Below are 18,640 nucleotides of genomic sequence, written 5' to 3' on the forward strand. Positions count from 1 at the left end.
CCCCGGCGGCACCGGCCGGTGGCCGGGTCGCGGCGGTCACGCGGGCACCGGCGCGGTCCGCGCGGCCGTCGGCGACGACCCGGCCAACCGGGTCAGCCGTTCGCGTTCGGTCAGCGCCATCGCGAAGGCGACCGCGAAGAACGCGACCGCCAGGTTCTGGTTCGCCATGCCGTAGAACGGGATCTGCACGAGGCAGACCACCGGCACCACCGCCAGCCACTGCCCGGCCGCCGAGGTCGCCCGGGCGCAGATCACCGCGGCGGCGACGAACCAGGCCAGGAAACAGATGAGCGCGGGTACGCCGTGGCTGAACAGCACCATCCACAGCTGCCCCTGGGTGCCGATCGGCGCGGCCGCCGACACCGTGTCGACGTTCACCGGCGCGCCGTAGCCCAACCACGGCGACTCCTGCACCCGGCGGATCACCTCGGTGTAGAGCGAGAGCCGATCGGTGTTGGTGTCGCTGGAGTCGACCCGTCGGCTGATCAGCTCGGTGATCGGAATGAACAGGGTGGCCAACGCGCCGATCACCACCACCCCGACGATGGACGCGGCCACCCGGACGTTGCCGCGCAGGCTGGCCCGCACCCCGAGCACCGCGAGCCCGGCGCCGAGGCTGAGGAACATCGCCCGGTTGAGGGTGAGGAACGCCGGCGCCAGCGACAGCGGCAGCGACGCCAGCAGCGCCCAGCGCAGCAGCCCCTGCCGGCGCAGCATCGCGAAGGCCACCACGCAGGGCAGGGTCATGGCGTACGCGCTGCCGTAGTTGTTGGTGTACGCGAACGGCGCGGCCGGCCGGTAGATCGGGTTGAGCGAACGGGCGCTGAACTCAGCGGTGGTGAGGTGCACCATGTCCTGGATGAACGGGGTGCCGGCCACCCCGCTGGGCAGCAGCACCTCCATCGGGGTCGTCATGGCCAGCCGGGGCACCAGCACCCCGAGCCAGCCCAGCGCCACCAGCCCGAACCAGAATGCGCAGAGCGGGGTGAGCACCGCCACCAGGCTGGCGCGTTCCCGAGCGGCGGCGTAGACGTAGACGCCGACCACCAGCGCGGTCAGGTAGAAGGCCAGGCGCAGGGCGAAGGTGAGCAGCGAGGCGGGCGACGACAGCTGGGTGGCGCTGACCACCACGATGGCGAGGAAGAGCAACCAGATGCCGACCGCCGGCGGCAGCGGCACGCGCCCCCGGGTGAGCAGCAACGCGAGCAGCAGCGCACCCAGCAGCGGCCAACCGAGGTAGAACGCACCGAGCAGCCACCAGACCGGCACCAGGCCGAACATCATCGACAGCGGCCAGAGCGGCAGTTGCGGCGGCGCGGGCGGCGGCACCGGCGCGGCCTCCTCCGGGGCGCCTCCGGGCGGCGGTTCGGTCGCCGGGGCGCGGGTCACCGACACACTCAGGCCCGGCCGTTCCGGGTGAGCACGAAGCCCAGCGGGGTGACACCGGCGGCGCGCAGCCGCTCCACCAGGCGGCGCAGGTCGCTCTGCCGGGTGCGGTCGCGCTCGACGACCACGACCGCGCTGCCCTGCCGGGCCACGGCGACGCCACGCTCGTCGGACTCCGCCGGAGGGGCGTTGAACAGGACCAGCCCGTGATCCGCGCCCTGCCGCCAGGTGCCGAACCGGACACTGCCCACCCCCACGGCGACCTCGTCCGGGGCGACGGCCCGACCGTTCTCCGGGCGGGCCGACGACACCCGCGGCAGCGTCAGCGTGGCGTCCGGGTCGGTGGACGGGCGGGCGCCGGGCGGGTGCGGGGAGGGTCGGCGGGCGGGCGTGCCGTCCGTGGCGGCACCGGCGGCCGGTGTGCTGCCGGCCGGTCGGGGCTTGGGCACCAGCGGCCGGGACGGGTCGATGGGCAGTCGCCCCCGGTCAGCGAGCACACTGGTCCGTAGCCGCTCGATCCGTCCACTGTCGTCGGCGACGAAGACCTCCCGGCCGTCCACGGCGAGCGCCACCGCCAGCCCGGCGGTGAGCGCGGTGGCGTCCTCCCGGGCGGTGACCAGTGCCACCCGGGCCGGCTGCCGGACCCGTTCGGCGACCGCCATCGCCACGTACCTGACGTCGGCATCGACCGCCCGGGGGCTACCCCGGAACCCCGGTCGGCGCACCGTGCCGAGCAGCGGAAGGCCGGAGGCCTCCCGGCCGTCGGCCACCGAGCGGACCCGCCGGTCGGTCGACTCCCAGAGGTACGCCAGCACGATGCCGACCAGCGCGCCACCGAGCAGACCGGCGACCAGGTAGAGCGGGCGGTGCCCGGCGGAGGTGACAAGCGTCTTCTCGGCGGTCTGGGTGACCCAGCCGGGGTTGACGTCGACCGCCGCGATCTCGGTACGGGCGGCGTTGAGCTGGGTGAGCTGGTTGTTGATCCCGGCCAACTCGGCCACCAGCGCGTCACCGGCGGCGGTGTCCTTGGCGGTGTTCGCCCGCTTCTGCAACGCGGTCTGCTGGGCGGCGACCTTGGTGATGCTGGCGTCGTAGGAGCGCAGCATCTCGGCACGCTGCTGCTCGTACATGCTCCGGCGCACGTTCAGGTAGGCCTCGGCGGCCAGGTTGGCGCTCTGCACGGCCCGGTGCGCCTCGCGCGCCTGGTAGGTGAAGCGCAGGATCTGCCCGCCGGTGGGCACCTCGACCTCGAGCGCGTCACGGATGTCACGCGGGTCGCCGCCGGCCGATTCCGCGAGCCGCTGCACCACCTCGGTGCCGGTGGCGATGCCGCTCTCCACGTTCATGTTGACCGCGCGGTCGGCCCCCGCGCCGCTGGGGGTGAAGGCGTCGGTCACCACCGGCCGGACCGCGACCACGGCGCTCGCGGTCATCGCCGCCGGCACCAGCAGCACGTAGCCGAGCGCGGCCAGCAGACCGACCAGGGCGACCGCCGCCACCAACCGCAACCGGTGCATCGGCACCCGCAGCAGGTCGGTCAGTGTCACGGCACGCGAGGTGCCGGAGGACGGGCCGTCCGTGGGCCAGGGGGCGGGCGCTACATCAGTCATGGAACTTCTTCACCGTCTGTTGAGGATTACCGACGACCACGACGCCGGGTGGTACGTCGGTGCGGACCACCGTCGCCGCGCCGACGACGCTGTCCCGGCCGATCCGCACGCCCTTCAGGACCAGGGCGTGCGCACCGACCCAGACGTTGTCCTCAAGGACGATCGGGGCCCGGGTGAGCGGGCCGGGCGGTGCGTGCCGCTGCCCGGGGGGCAGGTTGTGGAAGTCGTTGTCGAGCAGCTCGCAGTCCGACAGGAGGCACCGGTCCCCCACCGTCACCGACGTCCAGGTGCCGATCCAGGTGGCGTTGAGCAGAGAGTCCGCGCCGACGCGTACCTCACCGGGGCCGGAGAAGCGGACGAGTTTGTTCAACCGGGTGCGGTCTCCGATGGTCACCCGCACACCGCGCCGCAACCGGATCCGGCCACGGATCTCCACATCCCGACCGAGCGTCAACCGTCGGTAACGGAGCTGATACCAGCCGCGTTTGACCGCGAAGACCAGACGCACCACGCGTCTCGTTCGGATGCCAGCGGCGCCGAGCAACGACCCTCCCCCACCGTCGCGGGCCGGCGGCGGTGGTACCGCCACCGGCCCAACGTGAACAATCTACCGATGCTCCGTCACGAACGGTTGACCCTTACTGTACGGAGAAGAATGTCGATGGGGTAGACCAGGACAACTCGGGCGTTGCGCTGCTGATGACGGTCGCCGTGGTGCCGTCGACCACCGCGGTCGGCGCGGCCGTCGGGTCGAACGGCACGCTCCGCAGGGCGCCGTCGGTGGAGCCGTAGACGATCCGGCCGCCCACCCAGGCCATGCCCCGCACCGCGGACCAGGTCACACCCGTGGTCGGCAGGGCGAACTCGGTGGCACCCAGGTAGTTGCCGTCGATCTCGAAGTAGCGGTAGTAGAGACTGTTGGCCCCGGTGCGGGTGTAGTAGAGCCGACCGTCGAGGAAGAAGGCGCCGGTCAGCGCCGCCGGGTTGTACCAGTCGTTGTAGCCGGACGCCTCCCACGGCGAACCGATCGCGCCCCCGTTGAAGAGCGAGATGTCGATCCGACTACCGGTGGGCGTGCCGGCCACCGTGTGCGACCAGTAGATCCGGTCGTCCACCCGCCAGGTCGCACCGGCCGCCGTGTACGCGGGCTGGCTGACGCTTGTCGCGGTGCCCAGTGCGGTGCCGTTGAACGGCACCTTCGCCACGGTGCCCGAGGCGGTGCCCAGGTAGAGGTTGCCGGTGGTGGCCGTCGGCGGGTTCTTCGGGGTGAAGGTGCGTCCGCCGGTGAGCGGGAACATGCCGAGCCGGCCGTGGTACTCCTCGCCCATGCCGTCGGAGTTGTGCCCGAAGTAGAGCCCGTCCGAGCCACGCCAGAGCACCGGCACCGAGGAACCCCAGTTGCTGGTGCCCGACGGCATCGAGGCGCTGCCGCTACGGCGCGGGTTCCAGTTCACCGGCATGCCGGTCGCCGGACTGACGGCGGCGATGCCGAGCCGGTCGACCGCGCCCGGGCCGGCGTTGTCGCTGGCGTTCGGGTTGTTGACCCAGCGGAAGTGCCCGCCCAGGTAGATGACGTTGTCCGCCACCTCGACCGCGGTGATGGTGTCGTTGCCGGTGTAGTCGACCCAGGTGGCGAGCAGGCCAGAGCCCCGGGCGGCGGTCTCGAAGCGGACCAGCGCGTCGCAGTACGCGGCCGGCCAGCCGGCGCCGCCGTTGGTGCCGACCACGAACCAGGTGCCGTCACCACCGAACTTCACGTCCTGCACGTAGTGCACGAAGGTCGTCGGCGCGGCGCACGGCGGCACGAACTTGTCGGTGCTCCAGTCGAGCACCGTGGGGGTCCCGGCGACGTCCACCAACGCCATCTGGTTGCGCGGCAGGTCGTTGACGAGCGTGAAGTTGCCGCCGACGACCAGGGTGTCGCCGTCCGGCGCGACGTCGATGGTCCAGACGTACGACGTGGTGCTGTGCCGCCCCACGGTGGCGTCGACGCTGAAGCTCGGGTCGATCGCACCGGTGGTCGCGTTGAGCCGGCCGAGACCGGCGTGCGCGGTGCCGTTGAGCCAGTTGAACGCGCCGGCCACGTACAACCAGTTGCCGTGCAGCGCCAGGTCACGGACCGTGCCGCCGTCGGAGCGCCCGACCCAGCTGTCGACGATCGCGCCGGTCGACGGGTTGAGCGCCACCAGGTTCTTCCGGGAGACGCCGTTGACGGTCTTGAAGGCACCGCCGACGATCAGCGTGCCGCCGGGGCCGGCGAGGAGGGTGTTGACCGCGCCGTCGAGCACCGGCAGGAACGTGGTGGACATGGTGCCGGTGGTCCGGTCGTACGCGAAGAGGTAGCGCTGCGTGACCCACGCGGAGCTGGCGGTCTGCCGGAGCTGGGTGAAGCTGCCGCCGACGAAGACCGTGTTGCCCACCTGCGCGAAGGCACGGGTCTCACCGTCTCGCGCGTGCGGGGTCGCGTCGGCGGGGTTCGCCGACACCAGGGTCGCCGTCGTCGGGACCGGTACCACCGCGGCCGACGCGGTCGTGGGCACGCCCAGAGCTGCGGCGATGATCGCCAACGCGACCATCCCCGCCCGAGTACGACGTCGTCCTGCAAAACGCCACAAGTGCGAGAGTTTGGGCACGCTGCGCCTCCAGATTGGATAAGAACCCGAGGTAGCGTGCCTCGTCCAGCCTGGTTAACAAAATCCGCCGATTGGGCGGTGCATGAATCCGCAAGCCGACAGAACGCCGGAGGATCGGATCTCCGACCCCCGGCGAACCGCCTTCGATCAGCCCGTTTCGAACGTCAGCGGCTACCTCCGGTGGGTTGCCGCAGGTAGGGGTCCTGTCCGGCCTGCGCGAAGCCGGCCACCGCCGAGGCATCGTGGTTCATCGTCATGTCGCAGGTCGACGTGCGGCTGGTCATGCCGGCCGAGTTGAAGTAGATCGCCGCCTTGATCTTCGGGTGCGCCTTCAGCGCCGCCGGGAAGTCCTGGAACCAGCGCTGCTTGGCGCCCAGGTCGGCGGAGTTGAAGTTGGTGCCGAACTCGGCGAGCATCCGGGGCTTGCCGGCGCCGATGCCGTTGTCGTCCAGCCATCGGTAGAAGCCACCGACCGTCGTGCTCGGGCTCTTCCACACCGTGCTGCCGTTGCAGACGTGGAAGTTGTACGGGTCGTAGGCCACCCAGTCCACGTACTGGTCACCGGGGTACAGGCCGGCGTACCGGGAGTAGTGCCCGGACCAGCCCATCATCGTCCAGACCCAGACCGCGTTGGTCGCGCCGGCGTTGGCGAAGCGTTCGTGGACGTAGCGCCAGGCACGGACGAAGTCGGCGTCGCTGCCCTTGGCCGGCTCGTCCTCCGGCTCGTGGTCGAAACCGATGAAGACCGGCACGCCGGCGGCGCGGATCCGGCCCGCGACCGCGTCGATGGTGTCGTCCTGCTTGCCGCCGTAGACGTCCGACCACTTGAGCGTGGTGCCGGCGGAGAAGTCACGGGACTCCCAGGCGAAGAACATCAACCGGCCTTCGCGCATCTGCTGCAGCTCGTACACGTCGGGGAAGGCGCCGTTACTCCCGGCGTTGGAGAAGTCGTGGTAGCGGTGCACGATGTCGAACTTGCGCCCGACCTGCGTCTCCACGTCGGTGACCGCCTTGCCGTGGTCCCAGCCCCCGGACGCACCGGCGGGCGAGTACATGCCCCACCACGCGCCACAGGACGGGACGAGCTTGTCCGAGACGGACCCGCACTTGCCGGACGGAAGGCTGCCGCTGGCGCTCGGGGTGGCCGTCCGGGTCGGGGCGACGGTCGGCGACGGCTTCGGCGCGGCGGTGGTCGGCGGCGCGCTCGGCGACGGCGGCGGCGCCGGCCGGGTGGTCGGCACAGCCGACGGCCGGGCCCCGAGGTCGTAGCTGATCAGCAGGCTGGGCCGCAGGTCCGGGTTGCGGTTCTCGACCGACGCCCAGTAGATCCGGCTCTCCAGGCCGCTCTGGGCCAGTGAGACCGTCCAGGTGCCGTTACCGGTGACCAGCTTGGAGACGTCCCACTCGTTGAAGCCCTTGGCCACACCTGTCACGCTGTCCAGCGCGGCACCGGCCAGCGTCAGGGGAGGCCGCGACTCGCGGGCGCTCAACGGCGAGGCGTGCGCCGTCACCGTGGCGGCGAACTGCTGCCAGGCGTGCACCCGCAGCGTCGCCCGGACGTTGACCGCGGTGGTCGGCACCGTGGTCACCGCGAACTCGATGACCGCCTCGCGGCCACCGCGCGGGTTGCCGTCGCAGCGCGTCGCGCAGGTGGCCAGGGTCGACTTGGCCGCGTTGTCGCCGTCCTGCGACACCGCGGTCGCGGTGGTGTCCGCCGCCGCGCGGATCGACAGGTCGTCGCTGGCCAGCAGCGGCATCATGGTCGCCACGATGCCGGCCACCACCGAACCACCGACCACGCCGATGGCAATCGCCTTACGCCGGGGTCCAGAACGGAACCGGGTGATGCGGTGCAGTCCGTGCCTGGTCAAGGAAACTCCCTGTGTCTGCGTCCGTAACGGTGAGCAGCGTATCGATGACCAGGACATGTGGCAGGTAGGACAGTTTCCCGTAAGCGCGTCTTAACCCTCAGCTAAGGTGTGGGCGTTTCGGCCGGCGCGAGCGGCACTCAGCGCGGCGGCCATCGCCGCCCTCGGCGCGGCCACCCCGGTGAACTGCTCGAACTGCCCGACCGCCTGGGCCAGCAGCAGATCCAGGCCGGAGACGATCCGGCAACCGGCCGCGTCGGCGGCCGTCGCCAGCGGTGTGGGCCACGGGTCGTAGAGCGCGTCGAAGAACACCGCGCCCGGCCGCCAGGCCACCGCGCCGGCCAGCAGGTCGGCGACCCCCTTCGGCACCGTGGAGACGACCACGTCGGCGGTGGAGAGCTGCCGGGGCGCGTCGCCCCACCGCGCGGGCGTCAGCGCGACACCCAGCACGCCCGCCACCGGACGCAGTTCGTCGACCGCCTCCGGTCGCCGGGCCACCACCGTCACCGACGAGCAGGCCAACTGCGCGGCTGCGGCGAGCGCGGCGCGGGCCGTTCCGCCGGCGCCGAGCACCGTCACGGTGGCACCGGCGGTCACGCCGGCGTCGGTGAGCACCCGCACCATGCCGGCGACGTCGGTGTTGTCCGCGTACCAGGAGCCGTCCGGACGGCGTACCAACGTGTTGGCCGCGCCGACGGCGGCGGCGACCGGCGACGCGGCGTCGGCCACGGCGAGCGCCGCCTCCTTGCCCGGCATGGTCACCGACAACCCGGCCCACTCCGGGCCCAGGCCGGCGACCAGATCCGGCAGCTCCGCCGCCGCGCACTCGATCCGGGTGTACGACCACCCGGTCAGCCCGGCGGCGACGTAACCCGCGGTGTGGATCACCGGGGAGAGGGAGTGCGCGATCGGCTTGCCCAGCACCGCGGCCCTACGGGTCGACACGATCACCGCCGGTCATGGTCGACATCACTTCCCCGCTCTCTGACGCACGTCGGGTCCGACCCTACCGAGCACCCCGGCCGGGCACCAGAAAATCGGGCTGCGGCCGCCCTGGGCAATCGGGTTATCGCTCGCCCCGCATCGACGGTGGTGAAAGCGTTCCGAGGACGATCGCGCGTCAGGCCGACCCGTAAAGGCTCCCTTTCCGACAGCGACCAATAAATGCGGTCGCAATGATAAGGGAGCCTTTACGGCGTCACCCGGCCGGTCAGATAATGCCGGCCTCCCGAGCCTTGTTCTCGTTGCGCTGGTGCTGCTCGTACGTCTCGGCGAACGCGGAGTGGCCCTTGTCGTCGATCGCCACGAAGTAGAGCCACTTGCCGGTCGGCGGGTCCATCGCCCCTTCCAGGGCCTGCTTGCCCGGGTTGTTGATCGGGGTGGGGATCATGCCGCGCAGCTTGCGGTTGTACGGGTTCTTCGGGTCGTCCAGCTCGGCCGCCGTCATCTGCTTGGACGACTTGGTCGGCTTGCCGATCGACTCCAGGTAGTAGTTGACCGTGACGTCCATCTCCAGGCAGTTACAGGGGAACTCGCCGTACGCCCGGTTGTAGGCCACCCGGGCGACCTTGCCCAGGTCGTCCTTGTTGCCCGCCTCGGCCTGGGCCAGTGAGGCCACGATCAGCGCCTCGTACGGGCTGACGCCGCCCCGCTCCTCCTGCACCCGGTCGGCGAACTTCATCTCCCCGCTCACCGAGAGGAAGCGATTCACCATCAGCTTGAGGATGCTCTCGGCCGTGGACTTCGGCGGGATCTCGTACGTGTCCGGGAAGAGGAAGCCCTCGACGGACTTGACGCTCTTCTTGCCGTCGGCGCGCTTGAACCACCAGTCCGGAACGCCGAGCCCTTCCGGGTCCTTCGCGGCGGCCTGGAAGTCCTTGACCGGGATCTTGGTCTTTTCGGAGAGCAGCTTGTAGATGTTGAAGCTCGTGCGGCCCTCGGGGATGGTCAGCCCGTTGACGATCTTGTTCTTCAGGTCGAGCATCGCGGTCACGGCGCTCGCGCCGCTCATCTGCTTACGCAGCTTGTACGTGCCCGGCTGGATGTTCTTGCTGCGCGAGTTGGCCTCGGCCGCCTCGATGAAAGCCTTCTGGCTCTTCACCACGTCGGCCGCCACGAGGGCGTCGGCCATGTCGGCGATCAGCGCGCCGTTCTTGATCTCGACGGTGATCTCACCGGACCCGCTGCCGTCGTAGTCGGGGGTGACGAAGTAGTTCTGGATGCGGTCGAAGCCGTAGAACGCGCCGCCGCCGATGCCGCCCAGCAGGAGCAGGGCCATCAGCAGAGCCAGGAATGTCTTGCCCCGGCCGCCGCCGGACCCGCCCTTGCGCTTGCGGAAGCCGCGCCGGTGCCGACCCTTCTCCCCCCGCTCTGGCTCGTCGAACCCAAGGTCCAGATCGTCGATCATTACGTCCGCCTCCGCTGCGCGTCCAGCCAGCTCTGCAGGATCTCCACCGCGGCCGCCTGATCGACAACCGCACGTTGACGTTTACCTCGGACGCCACGCTCGGCAAGCCTACGAGAAGCCACCACGGTCGACATCCTCTCGTCAGTAAGCGTTACCGGGACAGGCGCTATCACATCGACCAGTCGGTCAGCGTACGCCTTCACCTGCACGGCCGCAGGGCCATGCTTGCCGGCGAGATTGACCGGAAGACCGACCACCACCCCGACGGCCTCGTGCTCGGCCACCAGCGCGGCCAGCTCGGCGAGGTCGCTCGGCACCGCGTCCGGTGCCGCCGTGAGATCGCGGGCCAGGGTGACCAGCGGCGTAGCCAAGATCCCGTCCGGATCCGAGCGAGAGACGCCCACCCGTACCTGACCGACATCCACGCCGATCCGCACACCCCGCGTCAACTCAGCCACCGAATGTCACCACCGACCGGGTACGAACCAGGGCGGACCAAATGGCCCGCCCTGACTCACAGTGATGATCTATCACGCCTCAGTGATCGCCTTCTCGACGGTGAGCAGCAGGTTCGGTGCCTCGGCTCCGGGTAGACCGCCACCCTGGGCCAGATCGGGGCTGCCACCGCCGCGCCCGGACAACGCCGCCTTCACCAGATCCGATGCGGCCAGGCCCCGGCTGCGCGCCGCCGCGTTGACCGCCACCACCAGCGACGCCTTGCCGTTCGACCGGGCCGCCACCGCGACGACCGCCGGCCGCGCCGGGTCGATCTTGCCGCGGATCTCCTGAGCCAGGGTCCGCACGTCGTTGCCGGCCGCGCCCTCCGGCGCCTCGGTGCCCACGTACGCGACCCCGCGCACGTCCTTGGCCTGCGCCGCGAGCGCCGCCGCACCACCCAGCACGAGCTGGGCGCGCAGCTTCTCCAGCTCCTTCTCGGCGTCCCGAAGCTGGGTGACGGTCTGCTCCACCCGGTCGGCGACCTGGTCGTTGGGCACCCGGTACAGCTCGGCCAGCCGGGAGACCAGCAGGTGCTCCTTGGCCAGGAAGCCGAAGGCGTCCATGCCGACCAGCGCCTCGACCCGGCGGACACCGGAGCCGATCGACGACTCGGAGAGGATCTTCACGAGGCCGAGCTGGGCGGAGCGGGCCACGTGCGTGCCGCCGCACAGCTCCCGGGCGTAGTCACCCACCTCGACGACCCGCACCTCCTCGCCGTACTTCTCACCGAACAGCGCCATCGCGCCGATCCGCCGCGCCTCCTCCAACGAGGTGATGAAGGCGTGCACCTCCAGGTCGGCCAGGAGCACCTCGTTGACCTGCTGCTCCACGTCACGCAGGACGCTCGGCGACACCCCGGTCGGGGTGTTGAAGTCGAACCGGAGCCGACCGGGGGCGTTCAGCGACCCGGCCTGCGTGGCCGACTCGCCGAGGAAGTTGCGCATGGTCTGGTGCACCAGGTGCGTGGCGGTGTGCGACCGGGAGATCGCCCGCCGCCGGGTCGTGTCGATCTCGGCGAAACCGGCCTCGCCGGCGCGTACCTCGCCCCGGATCACCCGGGCCCGGTGCACGATCAGACCGGGCACCGGCTGCTGCACGTCGAGCACCTCGACCTGCCCGCCACCGACCGTGATCATGCCCTGGTCGGGCTGCTGACCACCGCCCTCGGCGTAGAACGGCGTCGTGTCCAGCACCAGCTCGATGGTGTCGCCCTCGGTGGCCGCCTGACGCGGGCCGTCGGCGCCGAGCAGCGCCCGCACCGTCGACTCACGGGACACCTCGCTGTACCCGGTGAACGTCACCGGCCCACCCGCGTCCAGCACCGACCGGTACGCCGACAGGTCGACGTGCCCCGTCTTGCGGGCCTGCGCGTCCGCCTTCGCCCGGGTCCGCTGGTCGGCCATCAGCCGCCGGAAACCCTCGTCGTCGACAGTGAGGCCCTGCTCGGCGGCGATCTCCAGGGTCAGGTCGATCGGGAAGCCGTACGTGTCGTGCAACTGGAACGCCTTCGCCCCGGACAGCGCGGAGCCGCCCGCCGTGCGGGTCTCCGCAATCGCGGTGTCCAGGATCGTGGTGCCGGCGCGCAGGGTCGACAGGAACGCCTCCTCCTCGGCGTACGCGTAGTCCGCGATCCGGTCGAAGTCGGTCGCCAGCTCCGGGTACGACGGCGCCATGCAGTCCCGGGCAACCGGCAGCAGCTCGGGCAGCGCCCGGTCCTGCCAGCCCAGCAGCCGGATCGACCGGATCGCCCGGCGCATGATCCGACGCAGCACGTACCCGCGACCCTCGTTGGACGGGGTCACGCCGTCGCCGATCAGCATCAGCGCCGTGCGCACGTGATCCGCGATCACCCGCAGCCGGACGTCGTCCGGGTGCGACTCGCTGGCCACGTGCCCGGAGTGCGCGCCGTAGCGCTTACCGGTCAGCTCGGCCGCCCGGGCCAGGATCGGCCGGACCTCGTCGATCTCGTACAGGTTGTCCACACCCTGCAGGATCGAGGCCATCCGCTCCAGGCCCATGCCGGTGTCGATGTTCTTCGCCGGCAGGTCACCCAGGATCGGGTAGTCCTCCTTGGTCGTGCCCGGACCCCGCTCGAACTGCATGAAGACGAGGTTCCAGTACTCCATGTACCGGTCCTCGTCGACCGCGGGGCCGCCCTCGCGGCCGTACTCCGGGCCCCGGTCGTAGAACAGCTCCGACGACGGACCGCACGGCCCGGGAATGCCCATCGACCAGAAGTTGTCCGCCTTGCCCCGGCGGACGATCCGCTCGGCCGGCACGCCCACCGACCGCCAGATCTCGTACGCCTCGTCGTCGTCGAGGTAGATCGTCGGCCAGATCCGCTCCGGATCCAGCCCGTAACCGCCCTCGGCGATCGGCTTCGTGGACAACTCCCAGGCCAGCGGAATCGCGCCGGCCTTGAAGTAGTCACCGAAGGAGAAGTTGCCGTTCATCTGGAAGAACGTGCCGTGCCGGCTGGTCTTGCCGACCTCGTCGATGTCCGGGGTGCGGATGCACTTCTGCACGCTGACCGCCCGCTGGTACGCGGGGGTCTGCTGACCCAGGAAGTACGGGACGAACTGCACCATGCCGGCGTTGACGAACAGCAGGTTCGGGTCGCTGATGGCGGGCAGCGGAGCGGACGGCACGACGGTGTGGCCATTCGCCTCGAAGTGGGCGAGGTACCGCCGCTTGATCTCCGCCGTCTTCATCGCTGGTGTTCCTCCGGAAAGATTTCCCGATCGCCGATTCGCGGGTCTTCCCGCAGGTCGGCGAACTTGTCGTCGAACGCCTCGCCCTGGGCGAACGCGTGGTGGATCTCCTGCTCGCGTTCGGCCATCCCGACCCGGACGTCCTCCACGAAACTACGCAGCGACTCGACGAGCCCGCCAGCGGATTCCGTCAGCGAGCTGGCGATGCCCGCCGGCGTGTACGCCTGCGCGGTCCGGGTCGCCTTGCGGACCACGATCACGCCGACGGCCACCCCGATGCCGAGCCAGAACAAGCGCCTCATATCCCGCTACCTCCTGGTGCGCCGGCCGTCAGCTGTTGCCGCGTCGCGCGGCCCGTCGCTGCTGCTTGATGGTGTCGCGTACCTCACGCTCGGTCTCGGCGTGCCGACGGCCGGCGGCGGCCTTACGCACGCCGTAGCCGAACGCGGCCACCTTGACCAGGGGGTTTGCGGCCGCGGCGGAGACGACGGTGGCCAGGTTGGCGACGTTTGCGGTGACGTTCTGTGCGTGGCTGGTCATGGTGTCGACCTTCGCCAGCTGGAGGTTCACACCGTCGAGCGAGGTCTGCACCTGCTCCAGCGCGGTGTTGACGTTCTTCACCGTGGTGTTCACGTCACCGAGCAGCGGAGCGGTCCGATCGTTGAGGTCGTTGATCATGCGGGTGGTGGCGTCAACCGTGTGCCGCAGCCGCAGGATGGGCAGCGTCAGGATGAGCACCAGCACCGCGAACGCGCTTGCCGCGATCAGCGCCGCGATCGCTCCAATGTCGCCCACGCCTGTCCTCCTCAAGCAGGGTTCCGCAGGACCCGACGTCCCCGGAACGCACAACCATGGCACCCGTACCGGCCGCCGAGCCGTCGGCGGTCACCGGTAGCGGGCGTGCCCGCCAGCCCCAGACCCTACCGTCCGTGATGGAGACCGGCTCAGGACGGTGAGGGTGTCAGCTCACCCAACGGATCCGCACTGACCGTCGGGAACGGATCCTCACCGGTCAGTGACGGGTCGGTGGTCGGCTGCGGCCTGGTCCGCTCGTCGTCGATCGCGTTGCGCACCTTCACCGACACCAACGAGCCGGTGCACTCGGTCGCAGCGGCCGACGGGTCGCCGGACGGCACGACTGCCGGCTCGCCGTCGACCGGCGGCGGCACACAGGTCGGCTCGCGTACCCACAGGTCGAGGGTCAGCTCGTCGCGACGCCAGCAGGTGTAGCTGCCCTTCGTCTGCTGCTCCGGGCAGCGGCTCACCTTCCAGGGCCGCCACCCGTCCCGGCGCAGCGCGTCCTCGTAGACCTGCGCCGTCTCCTTGGGCGCCTTCTCCGAGGTCACGGTGCGCTCACGCAGCCGGCAGTCGAGCAGGCACCACCGGCTGCCGCTGACATCGTCGACCGTCTTCGCGGCCGCCCAGCCGGGCACGCTGAGCTGGTCCAGGTTGTCGAAGACCGGATCGCGGCTCAGCGTCCGGATGCCGAAGAAGAGCGGCACCGCGCCGAGCAGCACGACGCTGACCAGCACCAACACCGCCGCGCGCAGGCGGCGTCGTTCACGGGTCTGCCGGCGCTCCTCGGAACGGGCGCCGGGCGCGGCGTCGTCGTCCGGCGCGTCCTGACCGGCGGAGCGCAGCGCCGGGCCGTCGGAGGGCTCCGGCGTCGGCCGGTCCACCGGACCGGACGCGGAGGGCACCACGACGGCGGCGCGGGGCACGCCGACCGGCTCGCCGCCGCGCGGACGGCGTTGCGGGCCGCGCACCCCACACTGGTCCTCGCCGGCGCCGGCTACGACGGCGTCGGCATCCCGGTCTGCGTCCGTTCCGGCGAGACAGCGGCCGAAGAGATCATCACAGCACTGGGAGGATCGGCGAGATGACCGAGCAGACCAACGCGGCCCGGTTGCGGGAGCTGAACGACAGCATCCGCTACACCATGTGGTCGGTGTTCCGGGCCAGCTCCCCGCTGCCGTCGCTGCGGGACAACGTCACGGGCGAGGTCGTGTCGCTCTTCGACGAGCTGGCCGGCAAGGACGTCGTGGTCCGGGGCGTGTACGACGTCTCCGGCCTGCGCGCCGACGCGGACGTGATGATCTGGTGGCACTCCGCGTCCCCCGACGCGCTCCAGGACGCGTACCTGCGGTTCCGCCGCACCACGCTGGGCCGGGCGCTGACCCCGGTGTGGTCGCAGATGGCGCTGCACCGGCCGGCGGAGTTCAACAAGAGCCACATCCCGGCGTTCCTGGCCGGCGAGGAGGCCCGCCCCTACATCTGCGTGTACCCGTTCGTCCGCTCCTACGAGTGGTACCTGCTGCCCGACGCCGAGCGGCGCGAGATGCTGGCCGAGCACGGGAAGATGGCCCGCGGCTACCCGGACGTACGGGCCAACACGGTCGCCTCGTTCGCGCTCGGCGACTACGAGTGGATGCTCGCCTTCGAGGCCGACGAACTGCACCGGATCGTCGACCTGATGCGCGATCTGCGCGCCTCCGGCGCGCGCCGGCACGTCCGCGAAGAGGTCCCGTTCTACACTGGCCGCCGCCGTTCGGTGGCCGAGATCGTCAACTGCCTGGTCTGACGCCCACCGGCCGACGCCGCACCCCCGCCCGGGTGCGGCGCCGGACGGGGATCAACTGGTCGTCGTACAGGAGACCAGCGGAACCGGGTTGCCGCCGTTCCACGAGCCGAGGAAACCGAACGTGGTGCTCGCTCCGGCGGCGAGGGTGCCGTTGTGGTTGGCGTTACGGGCGGTGACCAGCGAGCCGTTGGTGCTGACCGTCGCGTTCCACGACGAGGTGACCTGCTGGCCGCTGTTGTAGTTCCAGCTCACCGACCAGCCGCGGGTGGGTGAACCGCCGGCGGTCACCTTCACCTCGGCCTGGAAGCCACCGGACCACTGACCGGTCACCTGGTACGTCGCCGTGCAGGCACCGGCCGGCGGCGGGGTGGTCGGCGGCGGCGTGGTCGGCGGGGGAGTGGTGGGGGGCGGGGTCGTCGGCGGGGGCGTGGTCGGCGGCGGGGTGGTCGACCCGCCGCCGAAGTCGACGTCGCTGCACAGGTAGTACGACTGGTCCAGGTGGCTGGCCTGCCAGACGGTGTAGACGATGTGCCGCCCGGTGCGTCCGGGCGCGCTGACCGGGATCTGGATCGAGACACCACCGGTGTCCTGGTCCCACTGCGAGGCCGGGGTGTTACCGATCTGGCCCGCCAACTCCAGGTTGCCCCAGCCGAGCGGTTGGGTGGCGGAGTTGAAGCCCTGCTTGGTCACGTACACCCGCATGTAGTCGGCGCCGTGGCTGGCCTGGTCGAAGAAGCGGAGCCGGAAGTTGTTCGACACCGACGTGGTCTTCCAGGCGCCGACGGTGTCCAGCGCGTTGTAGCGAGGGCTCTGGGTGCGTCCACCACTGCACAGTTGGCCGTCCGGGACGGCGGCCTGGTGGTTGCCGCCGACGCCCTCGCGGAACAGGCCGTTCCAGTTCCACATGGCGGCCGGGTCGGCCTGCCAGGCCTGCCAGCACATCGGGTCCTCGGTGGCCATCCGGGGGTTCTGGAAGTCGCCGCCCCACCGTTGCCAGCAGCTGTAGTTACGCGACGCCGGGTCGACGACCGAACCATGCGCCGAGGCGGGCCTGGCCAGGATGGTGGTCAGCGCGGTCGTCAACAGGAGCGCGGTGGTCGCCACGATGGCGAACAACCAGAGCACGCGTCGTGATCGGGTGAGAGTGGACATGGAGCCCCCGGGGGGATGAGGTCGGACGTCGACACCCGGATCGCCGGGAGGTGCCCACTCCCGCGCCTGATCGCTGGCTCCCGCGATGGCTCTACCCGGCACCATGCCAGCCTGATCGTCACACGTCAATGGGTTCGCGTCGCATCGGCGTGTGCGGGATGCCGTCCTCGACGTACTCGGGGCCGCTCACCGCGAAGCCGTGCCGGGTGTAGAACGCGACCAGGTGCGACTGGGCGTCCAGCACACAGGCCCGGTTGCCCACCACCTCCAGCGCCGCGGTCATCAGCCGGCCGGCGTGTCCGCCGCCGCGCGCCGCCGGGGCCACCACCACCCGACCGATCCGGGCGGCACCGTCCGGGTCGGCCAGAATCCGCAGGTACGCCAGCGGCGCGCCGCCGTCGGTGAGCCAGAGGTGCCGGGTGCCCGGCTCGACGTCGCGCCCGTCGAGCTCCGGGTACGGGCAGTTCTGCTCCACCACGAACACGTCGATGCGCAGCTTGAGCAGGTCGTGGAAGGTGCGGGCGTTCAGGTCGGCGAAGGACGCCGTCCGGAGTTCGGTGGTCTGCTGGGGCATCCGACGATGGTAGGCCGCCTCACCCGGTGCCCGGTCGAGGTGCCAGGTAGGTGGCGGCCACGGCGGTGAGCAGCAGGACGCCGCCGACGATCACCGGCAGGGGGAGCGGTTCGTGCAGCAGCGCCACCGCCAGCGCCGCGGCGGTGAGCGGTTCGAGCAGGGTCAGCACGGCCGCGACGCTGCCCGGGGTGGTGCGCAGCCCGGCGTAGAACAACGCGTACGCGACCGCCGTGGTGACCACGCCGAGGTGCAGCAGCAGCGCCACGGTGTCCAGGCGTACCGGCACGCCGACGCCGGCGACCAGGGCGAACGGCGCCAGGGTCAGCGCGCCGACCACGGTGGAGATGGTGGTCAGCGTCATCGGCGCGGTGCGCTGCGACACCTGCCGGCTGATCAGGGTGGTCACCGCGTACCCGAGGCCGGAGCCGGCCGCCGCGAGCAGGCCGAGCAGTGGGGCGGGCGCCGCCGCGCCGGGGTGCTCGGTGGCGCTGGTGATCAGGACGAGGCCGACCACCGCCGCGACAAGCGTGCCGAGTCGCAGCCGGCCGGGGAGCCGGCGGGCCTGCACCGACTCCCAGGCCGCGGCGAGCACCGGGGCCAGGCCCAGGCTGACGATGGTGGCCACGCTGACGCCGGCCCAGGCCACCGCGGCGAAGTAGAGCGCCTGGTAGAGGCCGAGGCCGACGCCGGTGAGCAGCAGCGGTACGGGCGCGGCGCGCAGGGTGGCCACGATCGTGCGGAGCCGGCCGGCGGTGCACGCCAGCAGCACGAGCGCGGCGATGGCGAGGCGGTGGAAGCCGATGCTCACCGGGCTGAGCCCGGTGCCCTCGCGCAGGAGTTGCACCGCCACGCCGGTGGTGCCCCACAGCACGCCGGTGACGGTGATCTGGATCAGGCCGCTACGGGCGGCGTGGCTGGCGGCCGAGGCGGCCGGCAGCGCGGTACGGGTCGTGGACACGGGAGCGCTCCGAAGGGTGAGCCGTTGACGGGGACGACGTCGACGGAGCGCGTACGACAGGATGGCCGAGCGGGGTCAGGTCACCCGGTCGGCGAGAGGCGCGCTCCGCTCAGGAGCGCGGCGGGGGCAGGACGCCCAGGAATGGCCGCATGGCAACGACCGTACCCCAGCGTGGCGGTCCGGCTGGCCCGCGGCCGGGCTGGCGCGGTCAGGCCGGGCTGTCCCGCGGCCTGGCTGCCCCACGGCCTGGCCGGGCTGTCCC

At 71.2% G+C, this 18,640-nt stretch carries 16 protein-coding genes and 1 pseudogene; 2 read left to right on the top strand and 15 right to left on the bottom strand.

The genetic code is table 11. The annotated features are described in order from the left end of the window. Positions 1-36: 36 nt before the first annotated feature. The 12 genes from PSH25_RS00480 to PSH25_RS00535 all read right to left on the bottom strand — a co-directional run bounded on the left by PSH25_RS00480 (position 37) and on the right by PSH25_RS00535 (position 14,753). Positions 37-1,329 carry an O-antigen ligase family protein gene (locus tag PSH25_RS00480; protein WP_238657054.1) on the bottom strand — a complete coding sequence of 431 codons (1,293 nt, stop codon included), beginning with the start codon at positions 1,327-1,329 and terminating at the stop codon, positions 37-39. Between the two features lie 68 nt (positions 1,330-1,397). Then, positions 1,398-2,996 (bottom strand): lipopolysaccharide biosynthesis protein, encoded by a 1,599-nt coding sequence (locus PSH25_RS00485; RefSeq protein WP_238657045.1) that lies wholly within the window; start codon positions 2,994-2,996, stop codon positions 1,398-1,400. Next, a complete protein-coding gene (locus PSH25_RS00490; RefSeq protein WP_238657055.1) occupies positions 2,989-3,507 on the bottom strand; it encodes an acyltransferase in 519 nt (172 codons plus the stop codon). The genes PSH25_RS00485 and PSH25_RS00490 overlap by 8 nt, the downstream gene beginning before the upstream one ends. 127 nt (positions 3,508-3,634) lie before the next feature. Continuing rightward, on the bottom strand, positions 3,635-5,572 hold the full coding sequence (locus PSH25_RS00495) for a hypothetical protein (protein ID WP_238657046.1): 1,938 nt from the start codon (positions 5,570-5,572) through the stop codon (positions 3,635-3,637). A gap of 221 nt (positions 5,573-5,793) precedes the next feature. Further along, on the bottom strand, positions 5,794-7,500 hold the full coding sequence (locus PSH25_RS00500; protein WP_238657047.1) for a glycosyl hydrolase: 1,707 nt from the start codon (positions 7,498-7,500) through the stop codon (positions 5,794-5,796). 90 nt (positions 7,501-7,590) lie between these two features. Then, positions 7,591-8,445: a shikimate dehydrogenase gene (locus tag PSH25_RS00505; protein WP_238657056.1), complete on the bottom strand. Its 855-nt coding sequence runs from the start codon at positions 8,443-8,445 to the stop codon at positions 7,591-7,593. Positions 8,446-8,707: 262 nt separating this feature from the next. Then, the gene (mltG, locus tag PSH25_RS00510) at positions 8,708-9,904 is read right to left on the bottom strand and encodes an endolytic transglycosylase MltG (RefSeq protein ID WP_238657048.1); all 1,197 of its coding nucleotides are present in this window, start codon (positions 9,902-9,904) and stop codon (positions 8,708-8,710) included. Further along, positions 9,904-10,362 (bottom strand): Holliday junction resolvase RuvX, encoded by a 459-nt coding sequence (ruvX, locus tag PSH25_RS00515; protein WP_238657049.1) that lies wholly within the window; start codon positions 10,360-10,362, stop codon positions 9,904-9,906. The genes mltG and ruvX overlap by 1 nt, the downstream gene beginning before the upstream one ends. Before the next feature lie 72 nt (positions 10,363-10,434). Next, the gene (alaS, locus tag PSH25_RS00520; RefSeq protein WP_238657050.1) at positions 10,435-13,113 is read right to left on the bottom strand and encodes an alanine--tRNA ligase; all 2,679 of its coding nucleotides are present in this window, start codon (positions 13,111-13,113) and stop codon (positions 10,435-10,437) included. Further along, positions 13,110-13,415 (bottom strand): hypothetical protein, encoded by a 306-nt coding sequence (locus tag PSH25_RS00525; RefSeq protein WP_091401860.1) that lies wholly within the window; start codon positions 13,413-13,415, stop codon positions 13,110-13,112. The genes alaS and PSH25_RS00525 overlap by 4 nt, the downstream gene beginning before the upstream one ends. Before the next feature lie 28 nt (positions 13,416-13,443). Further along, complete coding sequence (locus PSH25_RS00530; protein ID WP_112677951.1) at positions 13,444-13,908, bottom strand: DUF948 domain-containing protein; 465 nt, start codon at positions 13,906-13,908, stop codon at positions 13,444-13,446. Between the two features lie 149 nt (positions 13,909-14,057). Beyond that, positions 14,058-14,753 carry a hypothetical protein gene (locus PSH25_RS00535; protein ID WP_238657057.1) on the bottom strand — a complete coding sequence of 232 codons (696 nt, stop codon included), beginning with the start codon at positions 14,751-14,753 and terminating at the stop codon, positions 14,058-14,060. Positions 14,754-14,828: 75 nt separating this feature from the next. On the opposite strand from PSH25_RS00535, the pseudogene PSH25_RS00540 reads away from it, so the two are divergent. Both PSH25_RS00540 and hemQ read left to right on the top strand, forming a co-directional pair. After that, positions 14,829-14,996 (top strand): annotated as a pseudogene (locus tag PSH25_RS00540) (protoporphyrinogen oxidase); the annotation flags it as partial. Further along, positions 14,993-15,694 carry a hydrogen peroxide-dependent heme synthase gene (gene hemQ, locus PSH25_RS00545; RefSeq protein ID WP_196921722.1) on the top strand — a complete coding sequence of 234 codons (702 nt, stop codon included), beginning with the start codon at positions 14,993-14,995 and terminating at the stop codon, positions 15,692-15,694. The pseudogene PSH25_RS00540 and the gene hemQ, both read left to right, overlap by 4 nt. A 51-nt stretch (positions 15,695-15,745) precedes the next feature. Here hemQ and PSH25_RS00550 read toward each other — a convergent pair whose 3' ends face one another. From PSH25_RS00550 to PSH25_RS00560, 3 genes are all read right to left on the bottom strand, one after another. After that, entirely contained in the window at positions 15,746-16,846 is a 1,101-nt protein-coding gene (locus tag PSH25_RS00550; RefSeq protein ID WP_238657051.1) for a lytic polysaccharide monooxygenase auxiliary activity family 9 protein, read from the bottom strand. Positions 16,847-16,964: 118 nt separating this feature from the next. Next, positions 16,965-17,420, bottom strand: a complete 456-nt coding sequence (locus PSH25_RS00555) for a GNAT family N-acetyltransferase (RefSeq protein WP_238657052.1) — start codon at positions 17,418-17,420, stop codon at positions 16,965-16,967. A 19-nt stretch (positions 17,421-17,439) separates the two neighbouring features. After that, positions 17,440-18,378 carry a DMT family transporter gene (locus PSH25_RS00560; protein ID WP_238657053.1) on the bottom strand — a complete coding sequence of 313 codons (939 nt, stop codon included), beginning with the start codon at positions 18,376-18,378 and terminating at the stop codon, positions 17,440-17,442. Between the last annotated feature and the right edge of the window lie 262 nt (positions 18,379-18,640).

The organism is Micromonospora foliorum (genome assembly GCF_022229015.1).
Lineage (GTDB): Bacteria > Actinomycetota > Actinomycetes > Mycobacteriales > Micromonosporaceae > Micromonospora > Micromonospora foliorum.

Excerpts from the sequence above, each read along its gene's own strand:
- PSH25_RS00485 (WP_238657045.1), bottom strand. The coding sequence starts at position 2,996 with ATGACTGATGTAGCGCCCGCCCCCTGGCCCACGGACGGCCCGTCCTCC.
- PSH25_RS00495 (WP_238657046.1), bottom strand. The coding sequence starts at position 5,572 with ATGGTCGCGTTGGCGATCATCGCCGCAGCTCTGGGCGTGCCCACGACC.
- mltG (WP_238657048.1), bottom strand. The coding sequence starts at position 9,904 with ATGATCGACGATCTGGACCTTGGGTTCGACGAGCCAGAGCGGGGGGAG.
- alaS (WP_238657050.1), bottom strand. The coding sequence starts at position 13,113 with ATGAAGACGGCGGAGATCAAGCGGCGGTACCTCGCCCACTTCGAGGCG.
- PSH25_RS00525 (WP_091401860.1), bottom strand. The coding sequence starts at position 13,415 with ATGAGGCGCTTGTTCTGGCTCGGCATCGGGGTGGCCGTCGGCGTGATC.
- hemQ (WP_196921722.1), top strand. The coding sequence starts at position 14,993 with ATGACCGAGCAGACCAACGCGGCCCGGTTGCGGGAGCTGAACGACAGC.
- PSH25_RS00550 (WP_238657051.1), bottom strand. The coding sequence starts at position 16,846 with ATGTCCACTCTCACCCGATCACGACGCGTGCTCTGGTTGTTCGCCATC.
- PSH25_RS00555 (WP_238657052.1), bottom strand. The coding sequence starts at position 17,420 with ATGCCCCAGCAGACCACCGAACTCCGGACGGCGTCCTTCGCCGACCTG.